Source organism: Thermodesulfobacterium sp., from assembly GCF_030445475.1.
In the GTDB taxonomy this organism is placed as follows: Bacteria; Desulfobacterota; Thermodesulfobacteria; order Thermodesulfobacteriales; family Thermodesulfobacteriaceae; genus Thermodesulfobacterium; species Thermodesulfobacterium commune.
This window is the reverse complement of record NZ_JASUTP010000001.1, coordinates 214,050-231,984: the sequence shown is the minus strand read 5'-3', so window position 1 is coordinate 231,984 and position 17,935 is coordinate 214,050. Positions and strand designations below refer to the sequence as shown.

Below are 17,935 nucleotides of genomic sequence, written 5' to 3'. Positions count from 1 at the left end.
ACCACCTTTTTGTATCTTAAGATAGCATTTAACTATGATTTTTCAACCAACAAAGACAAGGGTAAAATTTATGGTGTTTGTTTAGTTGAGTTTATCGCGTCTACCTCGTTAGGGTAAAAATTTCTATACTGCTCGGGTAGTGAAAACATAAGGTATCTAATTTGTAATACTTCTACTTCCTTTTCTGTTTTAAATTAGATGGGTTAATTAGAATATTGTAGGGAATCAATCTTTCAGCAAGTTTTTTTAGGTATATAACTTTAAGGTTTTGTTTTTCTAACACCACTGCCTATTGACAAAAACTGTTTCTGTATTAACCTCCTTTTAGTAATACTTTTTAACAATTTTTGTGTTTTGGTGTTAGGTAGTTTTTACGGTTTGGTCGAGAAATAAGATTAGGTGGAGGAGGCAGGATGGAGTATCTTAGTTGGTTGGTAGATTATGGGATCATCGGGTTTTTACTGGTTTTAAGTGTGATATCTATAGCGATAGGTATAGAGAGAGTGGGTTATTATAAAAGGGTTGACCTTGCTAATTACAAACATCCTAAGGAGCTTGAGGTGGACTTAACGAGAGGACTTTATGTGATCGCTACCGTAGGTGCCAACGCCCCTTATATCGGGCTTTTAGGAACGGTGTTAGGGATTATGCTTACCTTTTATACCATCGGTCAGGAAGGAATGGTTGACAGTAAAAGGATCATGGTAGGTCTGGCCTTAGCGTTAAAGGCAACGGCTGTGGGGCTTTTGGTAGCCATACCTTCTACGGCTTTTTACAACTATCTTTTAAGAAAGGTTAAAGAAAAGATAGCCTTATGGGAGATCCAGTTTAATCGATAACCAAGGGGTGTTTTGATGGAAGAAAAAGAGTTTGACTACATAAACGTGATTCCTTTAGTAGACATCATGCTGGTTCTTTTAACGATAGTTCTTGTTACCGCTACCTTTATCGTGCAGGGAAGTATTCCTGTCAACCTGCCTAAGGCCAAAAACGTTGAGACTTCTGAGATAAGAAGTTATCAGATAACCCTTACTAAAGAGGGAGAGGTGTTTTTTGAAGGAAGAAAGGTGACCTTGAAAGAGCTTGAAGACCTGGTGGAGAGTTTAAAAGGAGAGGTTCAGGTTTCTATCTTAGCAGATAGATCTTCTCAGGTGCAAGGGCTGGTTGACCTCCTTGACCTGTTAAAAAAACATGAAATAAAACGGGTTTCTATAAAAACCGAAGTAATAAGATAGATGGTTTCGATAAAACATTTTTCTACTTCCTTTTTTATACATCTTTTTATCTTGCTGAGTTTTTTAACATTTTTTAGGTTAAGTGAAATAGGAAGGGCTAAATACATAGAAATAGACCTTGAAGCCTATTCAGGCTCTCAGCTTACCCAAGAAAAATCTACCCAGGCGTTAGCTACTGAAAAAACTGCAAAGCCCTTTCAACCAACCCAAAACCAACCAGATAAATCTCAGTCTTTAAAGGAAGAACTAACTCCTCCTGCTAAGAAAGAAAATGCAGTTTCTGAGGTTGTCCCATCTAAAGAGAGTAGTATGCCTAAGGAAACTTTTTCTCAAACGACTTCTTCTCATGGACCAGGTAGTGTAGGTTCTCAAGTTAGTAGCTCAGCTAAAGAAGGGACTTCTAAACCGAGTGAGGGGCAGGGGGGAGGTTCTGGTTATGGGGAGAGAAAAGACCATGAAAAGATAGTCCAGCATTTTCTTTCTCAAAAGTTTTCTATCATCTCTGACATCGTAAGAAAACATCTGCAATATCCCTATTTAGCCAGAAGGATGGGATGGGAGGGTAAGGTGGTAGTTTCCTTTGTGCTAACCAGACAGGGAGAATTAAAAGAGGTCAGGGTGGTTCAATCGTCTGGTTATAAGGTTTTAGACGAAAATACCCTTGCTACTTTGCAGGGGTGTGCTAAATATTTCCCGGTACCACCGGTAGACGTAAAAATTACCCTTCCTGTAGTCTATAAGTTGAATTAAAATAAGTATTTCAAAAGTCTTATATGGGAGGGTTATGAGGTTGTCAGGGTTTAGGCTGTGTGGGATAAAGGTTACCTTTTTGGTTTGGGTGTGGTTTATAGTCTGGGGGATAGGGCTTTCAGGTTGTAAAAAAGATAAAGAAGAAAGGCTTTCAGAAAATACCGTAAGGGTGGTAAGGGCTTTAGACGGAGATACGGTTTTACTTCATAACGGAGAAAAGCTCAGGTATGCAGGGGTTGATAGTCCTGAGTTAAACCATGGTAAAGGATTGCCTCCTCAACCTTTTGCTGAAGAGGCCTACAGTTTAAACCGGCAGCTAACTGAAGGGAAGGTTTTTAGGGTTGAGTTTGTTCTTAAGGAAAGAGACCATTATGGCAGGCTTTTGGGGGACCTTTATTTTGAAAACGGAACCTCAGTTTCAGAAATACTGGTTAAAGAAGGTTTGGCACTAGTTTGTTATTTTCCAGGAAGTGCAGAGGCTTATCATAAACTTCTTCCTCTACAGACAGAGGTGGTAAAAAAGAGAAAGGGTTTTTTCTCGCTAATTGATAAACAACCCCAAGGGGTGGTCTATGTGGGAAATAAACAATCTAAAAGGTTTCACCATCCAGACTGCCCAGAGACAAAGAAAATAAAAAAGAAGGTTTATTTTAAAAGTTTAGAAGAGGCCTTTTTAGAAGGATATTGCCCTTCCAGGGAGTGTTTTGATAAAATCTTTCCTGTCCGTTAGGCTTTCTTAGGGGTTATCTTTTCAAGCCCTCCCATGTAGGGTCTCAAAACCTCAGGGATGAGGACAGAACCGTCTGCTTGCTGGTAGTTTTCAAGGATAGCCATCACCGTCCTTCCTATGGCTAATCCAGAACCGTTAAGGGTGTGAACAAATCTGGGTTTTCCTCCGTCTTTAGGGCGATATCTTATGTTGGCCCTTCTTGCCTGAAAGTCTTCAAAGTTGGAGCAGGAAGAGATTTCTACATACCTTTTTTGTCCTGGTGCCCAGACCTCTATGTCATAGGTTTTGGCAGAGGCAAACCCTAAGTCTCCTGTACAAAGGGCTACTACACGATAATGTAGTCCAAGGAGCTGTAAAACCTCTTCGGCATCCAAAAGAAGGTTTTCTAACTCTTCATAAGAGGTTTCTGGGACCACAAATTTTACCAGTTCTACCTTGTTAAACTGGTGTTGTCTTACGATACCTCGGGTATCTCTGCCATGGGACCCAGCCTCAGAGCGAAAACAAGGGGTATAGGCGGTATAATAAAGAGGAAGGTCTTCTTCACGTAAAATTTCATCTCTGTGAAGATTGGTTACAGGCACCTCGGCTGTGGGAATAAGGTAGTAGTTCCAGCCTTCAAGCTTAAAAAGGTCTTCCTTAAACTTGGGAAGCTGGGCGGTGCCTATAAGAGAGGTTTCGTTAACGATAAAAGGAGGCAATACCTCTTTATACCCGTGTTTTTTAACATGGAGGTCTAACATAAAGTTGATCAAGGCCCTTTCTAAAAGGGCTCCTTCGTTAAAGTATACCACAAACCTTGACCCTGTAATTTTTGCAGCCCTTTCAAAATCAAGAATCCCTAAATTTTCTCCTATTTCCCAGTGGGGTTTAGGTTCAAACTCAAATTCTGGAGGTTCCCCCCATCTTTTTACCACCACATTTTCCGAATCGTCTTTACCTACAGGCACGGTTTCATGAGGAATGTTCGGAAGATAGAGGAGTTTTTCCTGTAGGTTGTTTTCTACCTGAGAGAGTTCTGCTTCCAAGGTCTTAAGCTCTTCCCCTATTTTTTTTACCTCTTGAGCTAAAAGGTTGGCCTCCTCGTCTTTTCCCTGTTTTTTAAGCCTGCCGATTTGTTCAGATTTTTCTTTTCTCAGATGTCTTAGGGATTCTACTTTTTGCAAAAGCTCTCTTCTTTGCTGGTCTAAAGAAAGTATCTCTTCTACAGGGAAGTCTTGCCCCCTGGTGCTTAGCCTGGCTTTAACCCATTCAGGCTTTTCTCTTATCAGTTTTAGGTCAAGCATTTATTTTTCTCCCTAAAGAGGTTTATTTTAAGCAGGAAATAAGGTGGCCAAGTTTTTCTTTTTTGGTTTTAAGGTAGTTGTAGTTTTCTGGTCTGGGAGGTATTTCTATAGGAACTCTTTCTACTATCTTCATTCCATACCCTTCAAGTCCTATGATTTTCCTTGGGTTGTTAGTCATGAGCCTTATTTGTTTTATACCAAGGTCTCTTAAGATCTGGGCTCCTATTCCGTAGTCTCTAAGGTCTGGTTTGAACCCTAACGCTAAGTTGGCTTCTACTGTATCTTTTCCTTCGTCTTGAAGTTTATAAGCCTTTAATTTGTTTAAAAGACCTATTCCTCTTCCCTCTTGTCTGAGATAAAGGAGAACCCCTTTTCCTTCTTTGCCTATCATTTCCATAGCTTTTTTAAGTTGAGGCCCGCAATCGCATCTCAGTGAGCCAAAAACATCTCCGGTTAGACATTCAGAATGCACCCTTACCAAGATGGGATTTTCGTCTATCTCCCCCATGACCAAGGCTATGTGGGTGGCGTTATCTATAAAGTTTGAGTAGGCTATCAACTTAAAGGTACCAAAGGCAGTAGGCAATAAGGTCTCTACCTCTCTTTTAACCAAAGATTCGTTTTGGATACGGTAGGCTATAAGGTCTTTGATGGTGATTATTTTTAGCCCAAATTCTTCGGCAAATTTTTCTAAGTCAGGAAGTCTTGCCATGGTGCCATCATCCTTCATCACCTCACAGATAACCCCAGCTGGTTTAAGACCAGCAAGTCTTGCCAGGTCTACGGCAGCTTCTGTATGCCCAGCCCTAACCAGAACCCCTCCTTTTCTGGCTATGATGGGAAAAACATGACCAGGGGTGATAAAGTCCTGAGGGGTACTTTTATCGTCGATAACCAGCTTTATGGTATAAGCCCTGTCATACGCAGAAATACCTGTGGTGATCCCATGCCTTGCGTCTATAGATACCGTAAAGGCAGTCCCAAAGGGGTCTATCCCTCTTCTTGGTTGCAAAGGAAGTTGAAGCCTGTCTGCGATTTCCTGGGTGATGGCTAAACAGATAAGACCTCTTCCATATTTAGCCATAAAATTGATGGCCTCAGGGGTTACCTTTTCAGCAGCCAAAATAAGGTCTCCTTCGTTCTCTCTGTCTTCATCGTCTACGACGATGATAAGCTTACCCTGCTTTAAATCTTCTAACGCTTCTTCCACAGTGCTTATAGGCATCTACTTTGCCTCCCTATTCTTTTAGAAGGTTGTTTTAGGTTTTAATTTTGAAAAATCGTTTTAATATAATAAAACTCAATTAAATTTTAGCAACCATAAGCTTACGCAAAAAATGAAAAAGATAGAAAGTTTAACCAAGTCTGCAACCTCTGTAACCATAGCAGTCTTTATCAGTCGTATTTTAGGGCTGGTAAGGGAACAGGTGCTTGCCTATTTTTTTGGGGCAGGAAAAAGTATGGATGCCTATGTGGTAGGTTATCGCATCCCAAACCTTCTAAGAGACCTTTTTGCTGAGGGGGCACTTGGGTCAGCTTTTGTTAAGGTTTTCAGCTCTACCTTAGAAAAAGAAGGGCCTGAAAAAAGTTTTAAGATAGCTCAGGTCATTCTTTCTAACCTCCTTGTAATTTTAGGGGGTATAGTAATCCTTGGGATGTTTAGTGCTGACTGGATAGTAGGGCTTATTGCCCCTGAGTTTACCAAAGATCCGGCTAAGTTTGACCTAACGGTAAAACTTACTCAGGTTATGATGCCCTTTCTTCTTTTTATAAGCCTTTCCTCTGTTTTAGCAGGAATGCTTAATTCCTTAGGGGTGTTTTTTTTACCTGCCTTTTCGTCAAGTATCTTTAACATAACCTCAGTTTTGGTGGGGGTTTTAGGCTATTTTTTGTGTATAAGCCTTAACATAAATCCTATCTATGCCATGGCAGTAGGGGTCACCTTGGGAGGGTTTTTACAGTTCTATTTTCAATATCCTGAGGTGAGAAAAAGAGGTTTTTCTTTCAGGTTTTCTCCTGATTTTAAGGACCCTTATTTTAAAGAAGTTTGCAGGTTGATCTTACCGGTCATACTTGGGCTTTCAGCCGTACAAATCAACATCTTTATCAACACCTTTTTTGCCACCTCTTGCGGAGAAGGGGCGGTTTCTTGGTATAGTTATGCCTTCAGGATCATGTATGTACCTTTAGGACTTTTTGGGGTAGGGCTTTCACAGGCCTTACTTCCTGAGCTTTCAAGGGCTGTTGCCAGGAAAGATTTGGCCTCTGCCAAAGACACCTTTTCTCGTGCGTTGGTGGTTTCTCTAAGCCTTTCTTTACCTTCAGCTGTTGGGCTTTACTTCTTGGCTCAGCCCGTGGTAGAGGTGCTTTTTGAAAGAGGAAAGTTTAGCAGTTTAGATACGATAAACACCGCAGAGATTTTAAAGATTTTAGCCCTGTCTTTGCCTTTTTACGGGCTCTCAAAAACTGCGGTCCCGCTTTTTTATTCGTTGGGTAAAACGATCATTCCTTCCTTAGGAAGTATCCTTTCAGTGTTTGCAAATTTAACCGTAATACTTCTTACCATCAAAACCTTAGGGATAAAGGGAGTAGCTTTAGGAACCTCTCTTTCTATGGTTTTTCAGTGCATGTTTTTGCTTTTGGTTAGCTCCTTGCTTTTCAAACAAATTCCTTTAAAATTTTTACTAAGAAGTCTTTTTACCCTTGGGATAGCTGTTTTAGCCTTAAGTGGGATTTTAATTTTTTTAGCACATTTGGGATTTAACAGCTGGGTTTACCTTATTACAGCCATACCCTTAGGGGCCATCGTATTTTTAGGGACTTGTAAGATTTTAGGACCTCAAGAGACCTACCTTTTTTGGGTTAAGCTACTTAAAAAACGATAGATATAAAAAAATAAAAAAAATAGGAGGCCAAAATGAAAGTAAGTCCCTATATTTTTAGGGAATATGACATTCGCGGAAAGGTGGGGGAAGATTTTACCGAAGAGATAGTAAGAGAAATAGGAAGGGCCTATGGGACGATGGTTAGACGTAGTGGAGGAAAAAGGGTGGTTAGTGGAAGAGACGGAAGGCTTTCTTCAGAAGCCCTTCAAAGGTCTTTAATCGAAGGAATATTATCTACCGGGGTAGAGGTTTTAAACATCGGGCTTACTCCTACTCCGGTGATGTATTATTCCCTTTTTCGTTTGCCAGAAGTTGACGGCGGTATACAGGTTACCGGTTCTCACAACCCACCAGAGTTTAACGGACTAAAGATCTGCTTAGGTAAAGACACCCTTTTTGGTAAACAAATACAGGCCTTAAGAGAACTGATAGAAAAGGAAGACTATGAAAAGGGATCAGGGAAAGTAGAAGACATAGATGTACTTTCTGATTACATAGAATATGTTAGCTCAAACGTTGAACTTAAGAGACCAGTAAAGGTATGTCTTGACCCTGGTAACGGGGTTTGTGCTCTGACCGCACCAGAGATTTTTAAACGTTTAAACTGTGAGGTTGAGTGTCTTTTTTGTGAGATAGACGGAAACTTTCCTCACCATTTCCCAGACCCAGTCGTTCCAGAAAACCTGAAATGGCTAAAAGAAAAGGTAGTTTCTGAAGGGTATGAAGTTGGTTTTGGGTATGACGGAGACGGAGATAGGCTTGGGGTGATAGACGAAAAAGGTAACATCATCTGGGGAGACAGGCTTCTTTATGTGTTTGCCAAGTTTTTACTTAAAAAACATCCTGGAGCTAAGGTTATCGCTGAGGTTAAGTGTTCGAGAACTTTGTTTGAAGGGGTGAAAAAGTTGGGAGGTCTTCCTATCATGTGGAAAACAGGACATTCTTTGATAAAAAACAAGATGAAAGAGGAGGGGGCTATTCTTGCAGGAGAGATGAGCGGACACATGTTTTTTGCAGACAAATGGTTTGGTTTTGACGATGGGGTTTATGCCTCTCTCAGGCTGGCAGAAATCCTTTCTCAAACAGAACAGCCTCTTTCTGAAATACTTAAAGAACTGCCGGTTATGTATGCTACCCCAGAGATAAGGGTTGAATGCCCAGATGAGGTTAAGTTTAAGGTGGTGGAAAGGTTGGTGGCTAAGTTTAAACAAGAAGGACTCAACGTAGTAGACATAGACGGTGCAAGGGTTGAATTTCCTGAAGGATGGGCCTTGGTTAGAGCCTCAAACACCCAACCGGTGTTGGTCCTAAGGTTTGAAGCTGAAACAGAAGGGTTTCTTGAAACTTTAAAACAGAAAGTTTATCAAGCCTTAGACGAAGTTTTAAAAGAAATAAACCCCTAAAAGGGAGTCTGATGGAATCCTTCGAGCATCTACTCCAAATTCTTCCTATTCCTTACAAAACTAAAAAGGCTATACGAGCCTTGAAACTGGCTAAGTCTTTGTGGCCTAAGCTTTTAGACAGAGAATTAGCCTTATGCTCAAATCCTATAAGGTATGAAGAAGGTACCTTAGTTGTAGAGACCTCAGACTACTACCATCTCCAACAGCTTCAACTAAAAGGTAGAGAAATTATAGAAGCCCTTGAAAAAGTAGCGCCTGAAAAAGAAAAACCACTTTTTGTTGACCTTAAGATAGTAATAAATCCTTTGATCTTCGAAAGATTAACTAAAAATAAACAGTTGGTAAACTCAAAAGAAGGGGTTTTAAGGGTAAATCCCGAAGACGTTAAAGAACTTGAAAAAACCTTACAAAACCTGAAAGACCCTGAACTTGCGAAGTTGTTTAAAGGATTATTAAAGACATACTTCAAGGCTAAAAAGATTCAAAAAATTTAACAAAATCAAACTTTCCAACCCAAAAACTTATAGATTTGATAAAAACCCCTGGGGTAATCCCCAGGGGAAAATGTCTAAGAAAGCTTACTTCTTTTCAGGAGCGGCTGCAGGAGCAGCTTCTTTCTTAGCGGCTTTTTTGGCTTTCTTAGCTTTCTTGGCTTTCTTTTCTACCTTCTTTTCAGCAGCAGGAGCAGCTTTGTCAGCTGCAGGGGCAGCCTGTTCAGCTGCAAAAACAGGAGATACTAAAAGAGCTAAAGCAGCAACTAAACCTAATACCTTTTTCATAACCTACCTCCCTCCTTAGAGTTTTTTGTCTTGTATATTAGCAAAAAGGATGCCCAAATTTTTGAGGTTTGAAATTGAGGTTTTAAAAGGGGTTTTACTAAGGAAGTGGTTTTAAGAAAAAGGTATTTTGCAAAAATTGCACAGAGGGTTTTATGCAAAAATTACACAGGATTGATTATTGCAAGGTTGGGTCTTCTTTTTGTCCAGTAAGGATGGCTATAAGGTCTTTTACACGGATGATTCCTTGTTTTTTAAGCAGATGTCCGTTTGCTCCGCTTATAAAGATGCCTTCTTCGTAGTTTCCCATCCAGGCAGCACTCAGTTTTTCAGCTATGCAAAAACCTACCTGAGAGGCCTTTTCTCCTTTTTTGAGGGGTTAAACAGTTGGAAACACAACCTTTAAAGTCTCGGTATCCTGCAAGGAATTTTTCTACAAAAGGTGTTTTGACTACCCTTAAAGGATATCCTACAGGAGAGTTGATCAGGATTATGTCTTCTGGGTTAAGTCTAAGGAGTATTTCTTTATAAATTTGAGGGGCGTCACACTCATAGGTACAGATAAACCGGGTAGCGATCTGCACCCCTGAAGCCCCCAGTTCTAAATATTTCTTGATATCTTGATAGCTCCAAACACCACCAGCTACGATAACCTTAAGGTCCCCCCAGTTTTTGGCTTCTTCAAGCACCTCTGGTAACAAACTTTCTAATTGATATTCCTTTTTAAAGCAATCTTCTTTATGAAACCCTTGATGTCCTCCTGAAAGAGACCCTTCTAAGACCACAGCATCTGGTAGTCTTTGGTAGCGTTTTTCCCAGGTTTGACAGATAAGCTTTAAAGCTCTGGCAGAAGAGACGATAGGTATTAGGGCTATGTCAAAACCTTTTACGTATTCTGGGAGTTTCAGAGGTAGCCCTGCTCCTGAGATGATAGCATCAGCCCCTGCCTCAGCAGCGTCTCTTACCACCCTTGGGTAATCTGTGATCGCACAAAGCACATTTACCCCGATCGCACCTCTACCTTGAGAAAGCTCTTTAGCCTTTTGAATAATCCTTTTTAGTGCCTCTCGGCTGTGGGTGTTTTCAGGTCCTATGGGTCTACCAAATTTGTCTTTTTTAACCAGCTCAGGGAAGCGATACCCTGTACCTACGGCTGAAACAACCCCCATCGCTCCTTCTTTAGCCACAGCTCCTGCTAAATTTTCCCAAGAGATACCTACCCCCATTCCTCCTTGAATGATAGGCACATCTAAGGTGATTTTTCCTATGGTAAGTTTGGGTAAACCCATACCAATTTTTTCCTTTTTAGACTATTTCTAACATCTTTTTTACAGCGTTATAAGCCTTGACCCTTATTTCTTCTTCTACTACCACTTCAAACTCAAGGTTTTCTAAAGAGGACAAAAGGTTTTCTAAGGTAATTTTTTTCATCGAGGGGCAAACCATCTTTTCTGGGGCAGGATGATAAAATTTTTTGTCAGGGTTTTGTTGAGATAAAGGGTATAGCAGGCCTACCTCAGTTCCTATGATAAACTCCTGATTTGGGAGTTCTTTAGCTAATCTTAACATTCCGCTGGTTGAGGCTACCCTGTCTGCCAAGTCTATAACCTCAGGTCTACACTCAGGATGGGCGATAAAAAGGGCCTCAGGATGAGCTTTTTTGGCCTCTAACACTTCTTCAGGGGTAAGAAGATGATGAAAAGGGCAAAAACCTTCAAAATAAATGATCTTTTTGTCAGGATAAAACCTCTGGGTATAACGGGCAAGGTTCATGTCTGGAAGCATGATAATCTGTTTTTCTTTAAACGTTCCCACTACTTTTACTGCATTAGCAGAGGTACAGCATACATCACTTAAAGCCTTCACCTCAGCGGTTGAGTTAACATAGGTGACAACCGGTGCATCTGGATAGGCCTCTTTTAGGCGTAACACATCCTCTGGGGTTATCATGTCAGCCATCTCACAACAGGCACTTCCTACAGGTAAGAGGACCTTCTTTTTGGGTGATACGATTTTAGCGGTTTCTGCCATAAAATAAACACCACAAAAAACGATAACCTCAGCGTCGGTTTTACTGGCTTTAAGACTTAACTCTAAGGAATCTCCTCTTAAGTCTGCAATGTCCTGTATCTCAGGAGGTTGATAGTTGTGGGCCAAAATGATGGCCTTTCTCTTTTCTTTTAGCTCAAGGATCCTCTCTATGAGCCTTTGCCTTTCCATCAAGCCTCCTTAAAGACTTAAATTTATCATTTTAGTAAAAATATACGATTTTAATTTATTTTTTCAAGCAAGTTTTTAAGGTTTTGGTAGCAGGAAAAAGGAACAGAGAGGTTGTTAAGCCCTTTACCGAGTTTTATGTCAGGTTTGTTAGCGCCGTGAAAATCACTTCCTCCGGTAACGATAAGGTCAAGTTTTTGGGCTGTTTCAAGCAAGAACCGGGTAAAATCCTGGTTATGTTCGGTATAGTAGGCTTCAACCCCCATCAAACCTATATCTTTCAGCCAGGATAAGTATTTATAAAGGTCGGCATAAGAGAGTTTTAAGGTAAAAGGGTGGGCTAAAACAGGTATACCTTTAGCCTGTCTAATTTGGTTAATCGCCTCTTCAGGAGAAAGGAGGGCCTTAGGTACGTAAGCTAAGGCCCCTTTTTTTAAATATTTCTGGAAAGCCTCTTCAAAGGTTTTAACCACACCTTTTTTAACCAGAAGGTTGGCAATATGAGGTCTTCCTATCTCCCCTTGGGCGATTTCTTCTAACTCTTCTAAGGTAATATCTATTCCTGCTTGTTGAAGTTTTTCTATCATTTTTTGGTTACGGGTGTCTCTAGCTTTTTGTAAAATCTCTAAGGTAGATTGTATTTCAGGGATTTCAGGTTGTAAAAAATAACCTAACAGATGAAAATGCCCTGGTCCTTCAAACTTAATGCTTATCTCGACCCCGCAAAGAAAGGGAAGGTCTACCTCTTTAGCAGTGAGATAGGCCTCTTTAAGTCCCTGGGTGGTGTCATGGTCTGTAAGGGCTAAGGCTTGTAATCCCTCTTTCTTGGCTAAAATTACCAACTCCTTAGGGGAAAAGGTTCCGTCAGAGGCGGTAGAATGGGTGTGAAGGTCAACCAAAATTTAACCCCCTTTTTTCTTGTTTTGATAAGAGGCTTTGATAAAGTCCTTAAAAAGAGGATGGGGGGCGATAGGTTTAGATTTAAACTCAGGATGAAACTGGACCCCTACAAACCAAGGATGGTCTGAGATCTCTACTATCTCTACCAGCTCTCCGTCAGGAGAAGTCCCTGTGATCTTAAGCCCGGCTTTTTCTAATTCCTCTCTATAACGATTGTTAAACTCATAACGATGTCTGTGTCTCTCAAAAATCTCATCTTGTTGATAAGCCTCCCAGGCTTTCGAGCCTTTTAAAAGTCTGCAAGGATAAGCCCCAAGGCGCATCGTGCCACCCAAATCACAACCCTCTTCTCTTATTTCTATCTTGCCTGTACGGTAGTTATACCATTCTTTCATAAGATAGATTACTGGATAAGGGGTTTGGGGGTCAAACTCTGTAGAGTTCGCCTCTTTCCACCCAAGGACATTTCTTGCAAAATCTATCACCGAAAGCTGCATCCCTAAACAGATCCCAAAAAAGGGAATTCCTTTTTCTCGGGCATACTTGATGGCTAAAAGTTTGCCTTTAACCCCTCTTACTCCAAACCCTCCAGGGACAAGAATCCCGTCGGCATCTTTAAGGATCGAGGCTACGTTTTCCTCGGTAAGTTCATCAGAATTTACAAACTTTAGGTTTACCCTTAGCTTGTTAGCGATGCCTCCATGTACTAAAGCCTCGTTAAGGGACTTATAAGAATCTTTCAGGTTTACGTATTTTCCCACGATGGCTATGGTTACTTCGTCTTCAGGGTTTTTATAGATTTTTACTATCTCTTCCCAAAGGGAAAGGTCAGGCTCTCTGGTCCACATGTTAAGGTATTCTATGATTTTCTTATCTAAGCCCTCTTGATGAAACACCAGCGGTATCTCGTAGATACAGTCTACGTCTTTGGCAGTGATCACTGCATCGTCTTCTACGTTACAGAAAAGGGCTATCTTTTTCTTGATGTCTGTAGGTAAAAACCTGTCAGTCCTGCATAAAAGGATGTCAGGTTGAATTCCGATAGCCCTTAATTCTTTTACGCTGTGCTGGGTAGGTTTGGTTTTTAACTCCCCTGCGGTTTTGATGTAAGGTACATAGGTGAGATGGATAAAAAGGGCGTTATCTCTACCAAGTTCATATCCTAACTGTCTTATAGCCTCAAGAAAAGGAAGACTTTCTATATCACCCACCGTCCCCCCTATCTCTACGATAGCTACGTCTACGTTGTCTTCTGCTAAACTTAAAATAGCTTGTTTTATTTCGTCGGTAACATGGGGTATGATCTGGACGGTGCCACCTAAGAATTCCCCTTTTCTTTCTTTGGTGATAACTGAATAGTAGATTTTACCTGAGGTGTAGTTGTTTTTACTTCCCATCTGAGCCTGGGTAAACCGTTCGTAGTGTCCTAAGTCAAGGTCTGTTTCAGCTCCGTCTTCAGTAACATAAACCTCTCCGTGTTGAAAAGGGTTCATCGTGCCAGGGTCTACGTTGATGTAAGGGTCAAGTTTTTGGAAGGTAACTCTTAATCCTCGAGCTTCAAGCAAAGCCCCTATAGCAGCCGCAGCAAGCCCTTTTCCTAAAGAGGAAAGTACTCCTCCTGTGATAAAAATAAACTTAGTATGGACTTTTATCCTGTTCCTGGGCTTTCTCATACCTCACACACTCCTTTTTAGGATTTTCCATTTGGTTGAGGTGGTGTTTAAACTTTTCAATCCCTCTTTTGTGACTAAAAAGGTTTCCTCTACACCAATTACTCCAACCTCAGGGAGGTGAAACTTAGGTTCTAAGGCTATCACCATGTTTTCTTTTATGGTCATTTTTTGTTTTTTCCCAAGGACAGGAGGTTCATCTATCTGCAGACCTACTCCATGTCCTATAAAACCTAAGTCTCCGTCAGAATACATAAAATAACTGCCAAGACCGGTTTTTTCAGCTAACTCCTTAGCTTTAGCAAAGATCTCATCTCCGTTTAAACCTGGCTTTATGAACTCCTTGAGTTCCTTTAAGATATAAAGACTTCCCTGATAAACTTCATGGGCATAAGGCAGTTTTTTAAAACTAACCATCCTGGTCTGGTCTATGTAGTAGCCCTGGTGATAACCACTGAAGTCTATAAGAATAGGTTCATCTTCTTTTAAGATTTTCTTATAACTTGCCCCTCCCGGAAAACAAGGTACTCCCTCACCTCCTTCTCCTGTATAAGAGGGAGTAGCTTTAAGACCTTCTTTACCAGAGATAAGGTATCCAAAGGTGAGTTCAAATCCGTTTAAAGACCTAGTAAGTCCAGGATGACCTAATATCCTTAGTTCTTTTTCTAAAATAGCACTGGCTTCTAACTCTTTAATTCCTGGTTTGAAGTGAGGTAAAGCCCTTTTAAGAGCTTTATCAAGCATCTTTCCTGCTTTTCTGATACATTCGATCTCATAGGGGGTTTTAACCGCCCGTGTTTCTAAGATAAGTTGATCTATGGCAATAAAAGAATAACCCTCAAGCAGTGCCTGATATCTTAAAAAATCTCTTACAGGGATGTTTTCTTTTTCTATGCCTAACGAGCCTTTAGAACGAAGAGAAGAGATGATTAAAGGTAGTTCTTTTAGGCTTTTTATGGGTTCACAGGGAATTAAAGTTTCCTTTTTAGCCCTCTCCCAAGGACGATTTACTAAGAGCTTAACTTCCTTAGGGCTTATCAAAAGAAATCCTTTGGCAAAGGTTCCGCTAAAATAAAAGATGTTAAGAGGTGTGACAATTAAGGCTAAATCTATGTGGTGTTGACTAAGTAATTGTTGAAATCTTTGAACACGAAACTTTACTTCATCGATTGTTAGGTTCATCTTTTTTTTCTGAATTTTTTTCTTGATTTTCCGCTTCCTTTTGTTCTGTTTGTGAAGAGGCTTCTTGTTCTGTTTTTTTTAACCTTTCTGCGATGGCTAAAACGGTGTTAGCATAAGGTTCACTTATGTTGTATTTCATGATAACAGCTTTTTTCTCTTCTACTGTTCCGTTCAAGTTGTAGCCTTCTTTTTTTAGGTAGTTGGCTATGCTAGCTAAGGCGTCTTCCATCTTAAAAAGGTCTACCTTGCCGTCTTGGTCCCAATCGTAACCATAGATTACGTAACTTTTGGGTACAAACTGGGGATAACCAAAGGCTCCAAAGATAGACCCTTTGATAGAGAAAGGATCCCATTTATTTTGATAGCAGATGGTAAGAAAGTGTAAAAGCTCGTTATAAGCCCAGTTACTTCTTTTAGCGATGATGTTTGAATTTCTTTCGTCATCTAACGAAATAGTTTCGTCATACACAAAGTTTTTAAGCAAATCTTTATTACCTGAAAGGGTAAGGCTAAAAAACACGTTAAATACAGGAAATTTTCCGGTGTTTTGTCCAAGATTGGTTTCAACCAATAAAATCGCCACTATTACCTCTTTATCAACCCCAAAGTTTTTTTCTAAGTTTTCGAGAAACTCTAAGTTCTCTTTTAAAAAGTTTTTAGCCCGCTCAACCCTCTGGTCTTCTAAAAACTGATGGTAAGGTAATTTGGTTTCTTTCCAGGTAAGTCTTTTTATCATCAGGTTGGGAAGATAGGCAAGCTCAGGAGAAGAAAAAACCTCTTCTATGTATTCTTCAGGAACCTTCCCTTTAAGGTCATTTTTTATGCGGTTTTTAAGGTCTTCTACATAAGGTTTAAGCAAAGGATCATTAGCCAAAACTTTTACAGGTTTTACAGCAGGGTGAAAAAGGATACCTAACAGCCCTAATAATAACCCTAAAATTATTAGGGAAAAACTCCAGACTACCCTGCTTTGGCTAAATTGAGTAAAGAACCCTTTAATATGCATTCTCTTTCCCTTTCTGTGAGTTCAGCTAAGGCCCAAACCTCACCTTTCCCTTTGATTATAATTTTAACCCTTTTTTCCCCTTTTTCTATCAAGTTTCGAATGTTTTCTATGATAAAACTATCTCCTTGAGAGATTTTTTCATAGTCTGCCGGGTTTTCAAAGGTAAGAGGCAAGATTCCAAAGTTAATCAGGTTGCTTCTGTGGATCCTGGCAAAGGATCTGGCCAATTTTACCCTTACCCCTAAATACCTTGGGGCTAAGGCTGCATGTTCCCTTGAGGAACCTTGCCCGTAGTTTTCTCCTCCTACAATCCCTACAGCCAATCCTTTTTCTTTTAGCTCTAAAGATTTTTTAGCAAAATCTGGGTCTACGTTTTTGTATACAAACTGGCTGATTGCCGGTAGGTTACTTCTTAAAGGTAAAATTTGGGCTCCAGCAGGCATGATATGGTCGGTTGTGATGTTATCTCCTACCTTTAACACAAAAATCCCTTCTAAGGTTTCAGGAAGAGGGTCAAACGGTGGAAGAGGAGCTATGTTAGGCCCTCTTATGATTTCTACTTTTTTTGCCTCATCTTCTGGTAGAGGTGGTATTAGAAGGGTGTCGTTTATAATAAACTTTTCTGGAAGAACTACCTCTGGATATTCTCCTAATTCTCTTGGGTCGGTTATTACCCCTTTGATGGCAGAGGCTACCGCGGTTTCAGGAGAGACTAAATATACGAAATCAGGGTTTGTGCCAGAACGTCCTGGGAAGTTTCTGGTAAAAGTTCTTAGAGAGATGGAGTTAGTAGGAGGGGCTTGCCCCATACCGATACAACCTAAGCATCCACTTTGGTGAAGCCTTGTGCCTCCCTCTAACAGGGATTTTAATCCTGAAAGTGCTACCAGGTTTTCAAGCACCTGAAGAGACCCAGGGTTTACCTCAAAGGAGACCTCAGGATGAACTTTATACCTCTCAAGTACCTTTGCCACAACTAGCAAGTCTTTTAACGAAGAATTAGCACAGGACCCTATGATAACCTGAGCCACAGGTTTACCTGCCTCTTCTGCAACCCTTTTTACGTTGTCAGGAGAAGAGGGACAGGCGCAAAGAGGTTCTAACTTGGAAAGGTCAACCTCTATGATTTCGTCATACTGAGCGTTTTCGTCAGGCAAAAGTTCTACAAAGTCCTGTTCTCTTTCCTGAGCTATAAGCCATTTAAGGGTAATTTCATCAGATGGGAAAATACTGGTGGTTGCTCCCATTTCTGTACCTAAATTACAGATGGTAGCCCTTTCAGGTACGCTAAGATACTTTATCCCGGGGCCAAAATACTCTAAAATTTTCCCTAAACCACCTTTTACCGTAAGTTTAGAAAGAAGATAAAGAGCAATGTCTCTTGCTGTTACCCAAGGCTGAAGTTTTCCCTCTAAATAAACTCCTACTATCTTAGGAGTTCTGAGATAAAAGGGCTTTCCTGCCATAGCCATGGCTACATCAAGGCCACCTGCACCTATGGCAATCATCCCACATCCGCCTGCAGTAGGGGTATGGCTGTCAGAACCTAACAAGGTTTTACCAGGCCTGGCAAATCTTTCTAAATGCACCTGATGACAGATCCCATTCCCTGGCTTAGAAAACCAAATTCCATAACGTTTGGCTATGCTTTGTAAAAATCTGTGGTCGTCTGCGTTTTTAAAATCACTCTGTAAGATGTTATGGTCTACATAAGATACCGAAAGTTCTGTTTTTACTCTGTCTATACCTATGGCTTCAAACTCAAGATAAGCCATCGTCCCGGTTGCATCTTGGGTAAGGGTTTGGTCTATCTTGATGGCGATTTCTTCTCCAGGCACTAAACGCCCAGACACTAAATGGTTTTCTAAAATTTTGTAAGCCAAAGGTTTCCCCAT

General features: G+C 40.6%; 16 protein-coding genes and 1 pseudogene. 7 read left to right on the top strand and 10 right to left on the bottom strand.

Annotation, left to right across the window (positions count from 1 at the left end; all coding sequences use genetic code 11):
* Nucleotides 1–413: 413 nt before the first annotated feature.
* The 4 genes from exbB to PWP26_RS01205 are packed head-to-tail and all read left to right on the top strand — an operon-like array spanning nucleotide 414 to nucleotide 2,715.
* On the top strand, nucleotides 414–839 hold the full coding sequence (gene exbB, locus PWP26_RS01220) for a TonB-system energizer ExbB (RefSeq protein ID WP_301398809.1): 426 nt from the start codon (nucleotides 414–416) through the stop codon (nucleotides 837–839).
* A gap of 15 nt (nucleotides 840–854) precedes the next feature.
* On the top strand, nucleotides 855–1,235 hold the full coding sequence (locus tag PWP26_RS01215) for a biopolymer transporter ExbD (protein ID WP_301398808.1): 381 nt from the start codon (nucleotides 855–857) through the stop codon (nucleotides 1,233–1,235).
* Nucleotides 1,236–1,985, top strand: coding sequence for an energy transducer TonB (locus PWP26_RS01210; protein ID WP_273018937.1), 750 nt, complete (start codon nucleotides 1,236–1,238; stop codon nucleotides 1,983–1,985). It abuts the gene before it with no gap.
* A gap of 40 nt (nucleotides 1,986–2,025) precedes the next feature.
* Nucleotides 2,026–2,715 (top strand): thermonuclease family protein, encoded by a 690-nt coding sequence (locus tag PWP26_RS01205; RefSeq protein WP_301398807.1) that lies wholly within the window; start codon nucleotides 2,026–2,028, stop codon nucleotides 2,713–2,715.
* Here the strand turns inward: PWP26_RS01205 and serS are convergent.
* Nucleotides 2,712–4,001: a serine--tRNA ligase gene (gene serS, locus PWP26_RS01200; RefSeq protein ID WP_287567724.1), complete on the bottom strand. Its 1,290-nt coding sequence runs from the start codon at nucleotides 3,999–4,001 to the stop codon at nucleotides 2,712–2,714. The two genes, PWP26_RS01205 and serS, sit on opposite strands and share 4 nt — an antisense overlap.
* Nucleotides 4,002–4,023: 22 nt before the next feature.
* On the bottom strand, nucleotides 4,024–5,226 hold the full coding sequence (locus tag PWP26_RS01195) for a bifunctional 3,4-dihydroxy-2-butanone-4-phosphate synthase/GTP cyclohydrolase II (RefSeq protein ID WP_287567723.1): 1,203 nt from the start codon (nucleotides 5,224–5,226) through the stop codon (nucleotides 4,024–4,026).
* Between the two features lie 112 nt (nucleotides 5,227–5,338).
* Here PWP26_RS01195 and murJ point away from each other — a divergent pair, with 112 nt between their 5' ends.
* The 3 genes from murJ to PWP26_RS01180 are packed head-to-tail and all read left to right on the top strand — an operon-like array spanning nucleotide 5,339 to nucleotide 8,783.
* A complete protein-coding gene (gene murJ / locus PWP26_RS01190; RefSeq protein ID WP_301398806.1) occupies nucleotides 5,339–6,886 on the top strand; it encodes a murein biosynthesis integral membrane protein MurJ in 1,548 nt (515 codons plus the stop codon).
* A gap of 32 nt (nucleotides 6,887–6,918) precedes the next feature.
* Nucleotides 6,919–8,289: a phosphomannomutase/phosphoglucomutase gene (locus tag PWP26_RS01185; protein ID WP_301398805.1), complete on the top strand. Its 1,371-nt coding sequence runs from the start codon at nucleotides 6,919–6,921 to the stop codon at nucleotides 8,287–8,289.
* A gap of 11 nt (nucleotides 8,290–8,300) precedes the next feature.
* Nucleotides 8,301–8,783, top strand: coding sequence for a DciA family protein (locus PWP26_RS01180; RefSeq protein WP_038063009.1), 483 nt, complete (start codon nucleotides 8,301–8,303; stop codon nucleotides 8,781–8,783).
* Nucleotides 8,784–8,867: 84 nt separating this feature from the next.
* On the opposite strand, the gene PWP26_RS01175 is transcribed toward PWP26_RS01180, so the two are convergent.
* The 8 genes and pseudogenes from PWP26_RS01175 to PWP26_RS01135 all read right to left on the bottom strand — a co-directional run bounded on the left by PWP26_RS01175 (nucleotide 8,868) and on the right by PWP26_RS01135 (nucleotide 17,935).
* Nucleotides 8,868–9,068 carry a hypothetical protein gene (locus tag PWP26_RS01175; protein WP_028840946.1) on the bottom strand — a complete coding sequence of 67 codons (201 nt, stop codon included), beginning with the start codon at nucleotides 9,066–9,068 and terminating at the stop codon, nucleotides 8,868–8,870.
* A 175-nt stretch (nucleotides 9,069–9,243) separates the two neighbouring features.
* Nucleotides 9,244–10,354, bottom strand: a pseudogene (locus tag PWP26_RS01165) (NAD(P)H-dependent flavin oxidoreductase).
* Between the two features lie 16 nt (nucleotides 10,355–10,370).
* Nucleotides 10,371–11,285, bottom strand: a complete 915-nt coding sequence (gene nadA / locus PWP26_RS01160; protein ID WP_038063019.1) for a quinolinate synthase NadA — start codon at nucleotides 11,283–11,285, stop codon at nucleotides 10,371–10,373.
* Between the two features lie 50 nt (nucleotides 11,286–11,335).
* The gene (locus PWP26_RS01155; protein ID WP_000227988.1) at nucleotides 11,336–12,181 is read right to left on the bottom strand and encodes a PHP domain-containing protein; all 846 of its coding nucleotides are present in this window, start codon (nucleotides 12,179–12,181) and stop codon (nucleotides 11,336–11,338) included.
* 3 nt (nucleotides 12,182–12,184) lie between these two features.
* Nucleotides 12,185–13,855 carry a CTP synthase gene (locus PWP26_RS01150; protein WP_038063021.1) on the bottom strand — a complete coding sequence of 557 codons (1,671 nt, stop codon included), beginning with the start codon at nucleotides 13,853–13,855 and terminating at the stop codon, nucleotides 12,185–12,187.
* A gap of 3 nt (nucleotides 13,856–13,858) precedes the next feature.
* Nucleotides 13,859–15,034 (bottom strand): Xaa-Pro peptidase family protein, encoded by a 1,176-nt coding sequence (locus PWP26_RS01145; protein ID WP_287567716.1) that lies wholly within the window; start codon nucleotides 15,032–15,034, stop codon nucleotides 13,859–13,861.
* On the bottom strand, nucleotides 15,015–16,040 hold the full coding sequence (locus PWP26_RS01140) for a lytic murein transglycosylase (RefSeq protein ID WP_301398803.1): 1,026 nt from the start codon (nucleotides 16,038–16,040) through the stop codon (nucleotides 15,015–15,017). Before PWP26_RS01140 ends, PWP26_RS01145 begins: the two co-directional genes overlap by 20 nt.
* Entirely contained in the window at nucleotides 15,995–17,935 is a 1,941-nt protein-coding gene (locus PWP26_RS01135) for an aconitate hydratase (protein ID WP_301398802.1), read from the bottom strand. The genes PWP26_RS01140 and PWP26_RS01135 overlap by 46 nt, the downstream gene beginning before the upstream one ends.

Coding starts and splice junctions, on each gene's coding strand:
- PWP26_RS01180 (WP_038063009.1), top strand. CDS start 8,301: ATGGAATCCTTCGAGCATCTACTCCAAATTCTTCCTATTCCTTACAAA.
- PWP26_RS01150 (WP_038063021.1), bottom strand. CDS start 13,855: ATGAGAAAGCCCAGGAACAGGATAAAAGTCCATACTAAGTTTATTTTT.
- PWP26_RS01140 (WP_301398803.1), bottom strand. CDS start 16,040: ATGCATATTAAAGGGTTCTTTACTCAATTTAGCCAAAGCAGGGTAGTC.
- PWP26_RS01195 (WP_287567723.1), bottom strand. CDS start 5,226: ATGCCTATAAGCACTGTGGAAGAAGCGTTAGAAGATTTAAAGCAGGGT.
- exbB (WP_301398809.1), top strand. CDS start 414: ATGGAGTATCTTAGTTGGTTGGTAGATTATGGGATCATCGGGTTTTTA.
- PWP26_RS01145 (WP_287567716.1), bottom strand. CDS start 15,034: ATGAACCTAACAATCGATGAAGTAAAGTTTCGTGTTCAAAGATTTCAA.
- PWP26_RS01175 (WP_028840946.1), bottom strand. CDS start 9,068: ATGAAAAAGGTATTAGGTTTAGTTGCTGCTTTAGCTCTTTTAGTATCT.
- PWP26_RS01185 (WP_301398805.1), top strand. CDS start 6,919: ATGAAAGTAAGTCCCTATATTTTTAGGGAATATGACATTCGCGGAAAG.
- nadA (WP_038063019.1), bottom strand. CDS start 11,285: ATGGAAAGGCAAAGGCTCATAGAGAGGATCCTTGAGCTAAAAGAAAAG.
- serS (WP_287567724.1), bottom strand. CDS start 4,001: ATGCTTGACCTAAAACTGATAAGAGAAAAGCCTGAATGGGTTAAAGCC.
- PWP26_RS01135 (WP_301398802.1), bottom strand. CDS start 17,935: ATGGGGAAACCTTTGGCTTACAAAATTTTAGAAAACCATTTAGTGTCT.
- PWP26_RS01215 (WP_301398808.1), top strand. CDS start 855: ATGGAAGAAAAAGAGTTTGACTACATAAACGTGATTCCTTTAGTAGAC.
- murJ (WP_301398806.1), top strand. CDS start 5,339: ATGAAAAAGATAGAAAGTTTAACCAAGTCTGCAACCTCTGTAACCATA.
- PWP26_RS01210 (WP_273018937.1), top strand. CDS start 1,236: ATGGTTTCGATAAAACATTTTTCTACTTCCTTTTTTATACATCTTTTT.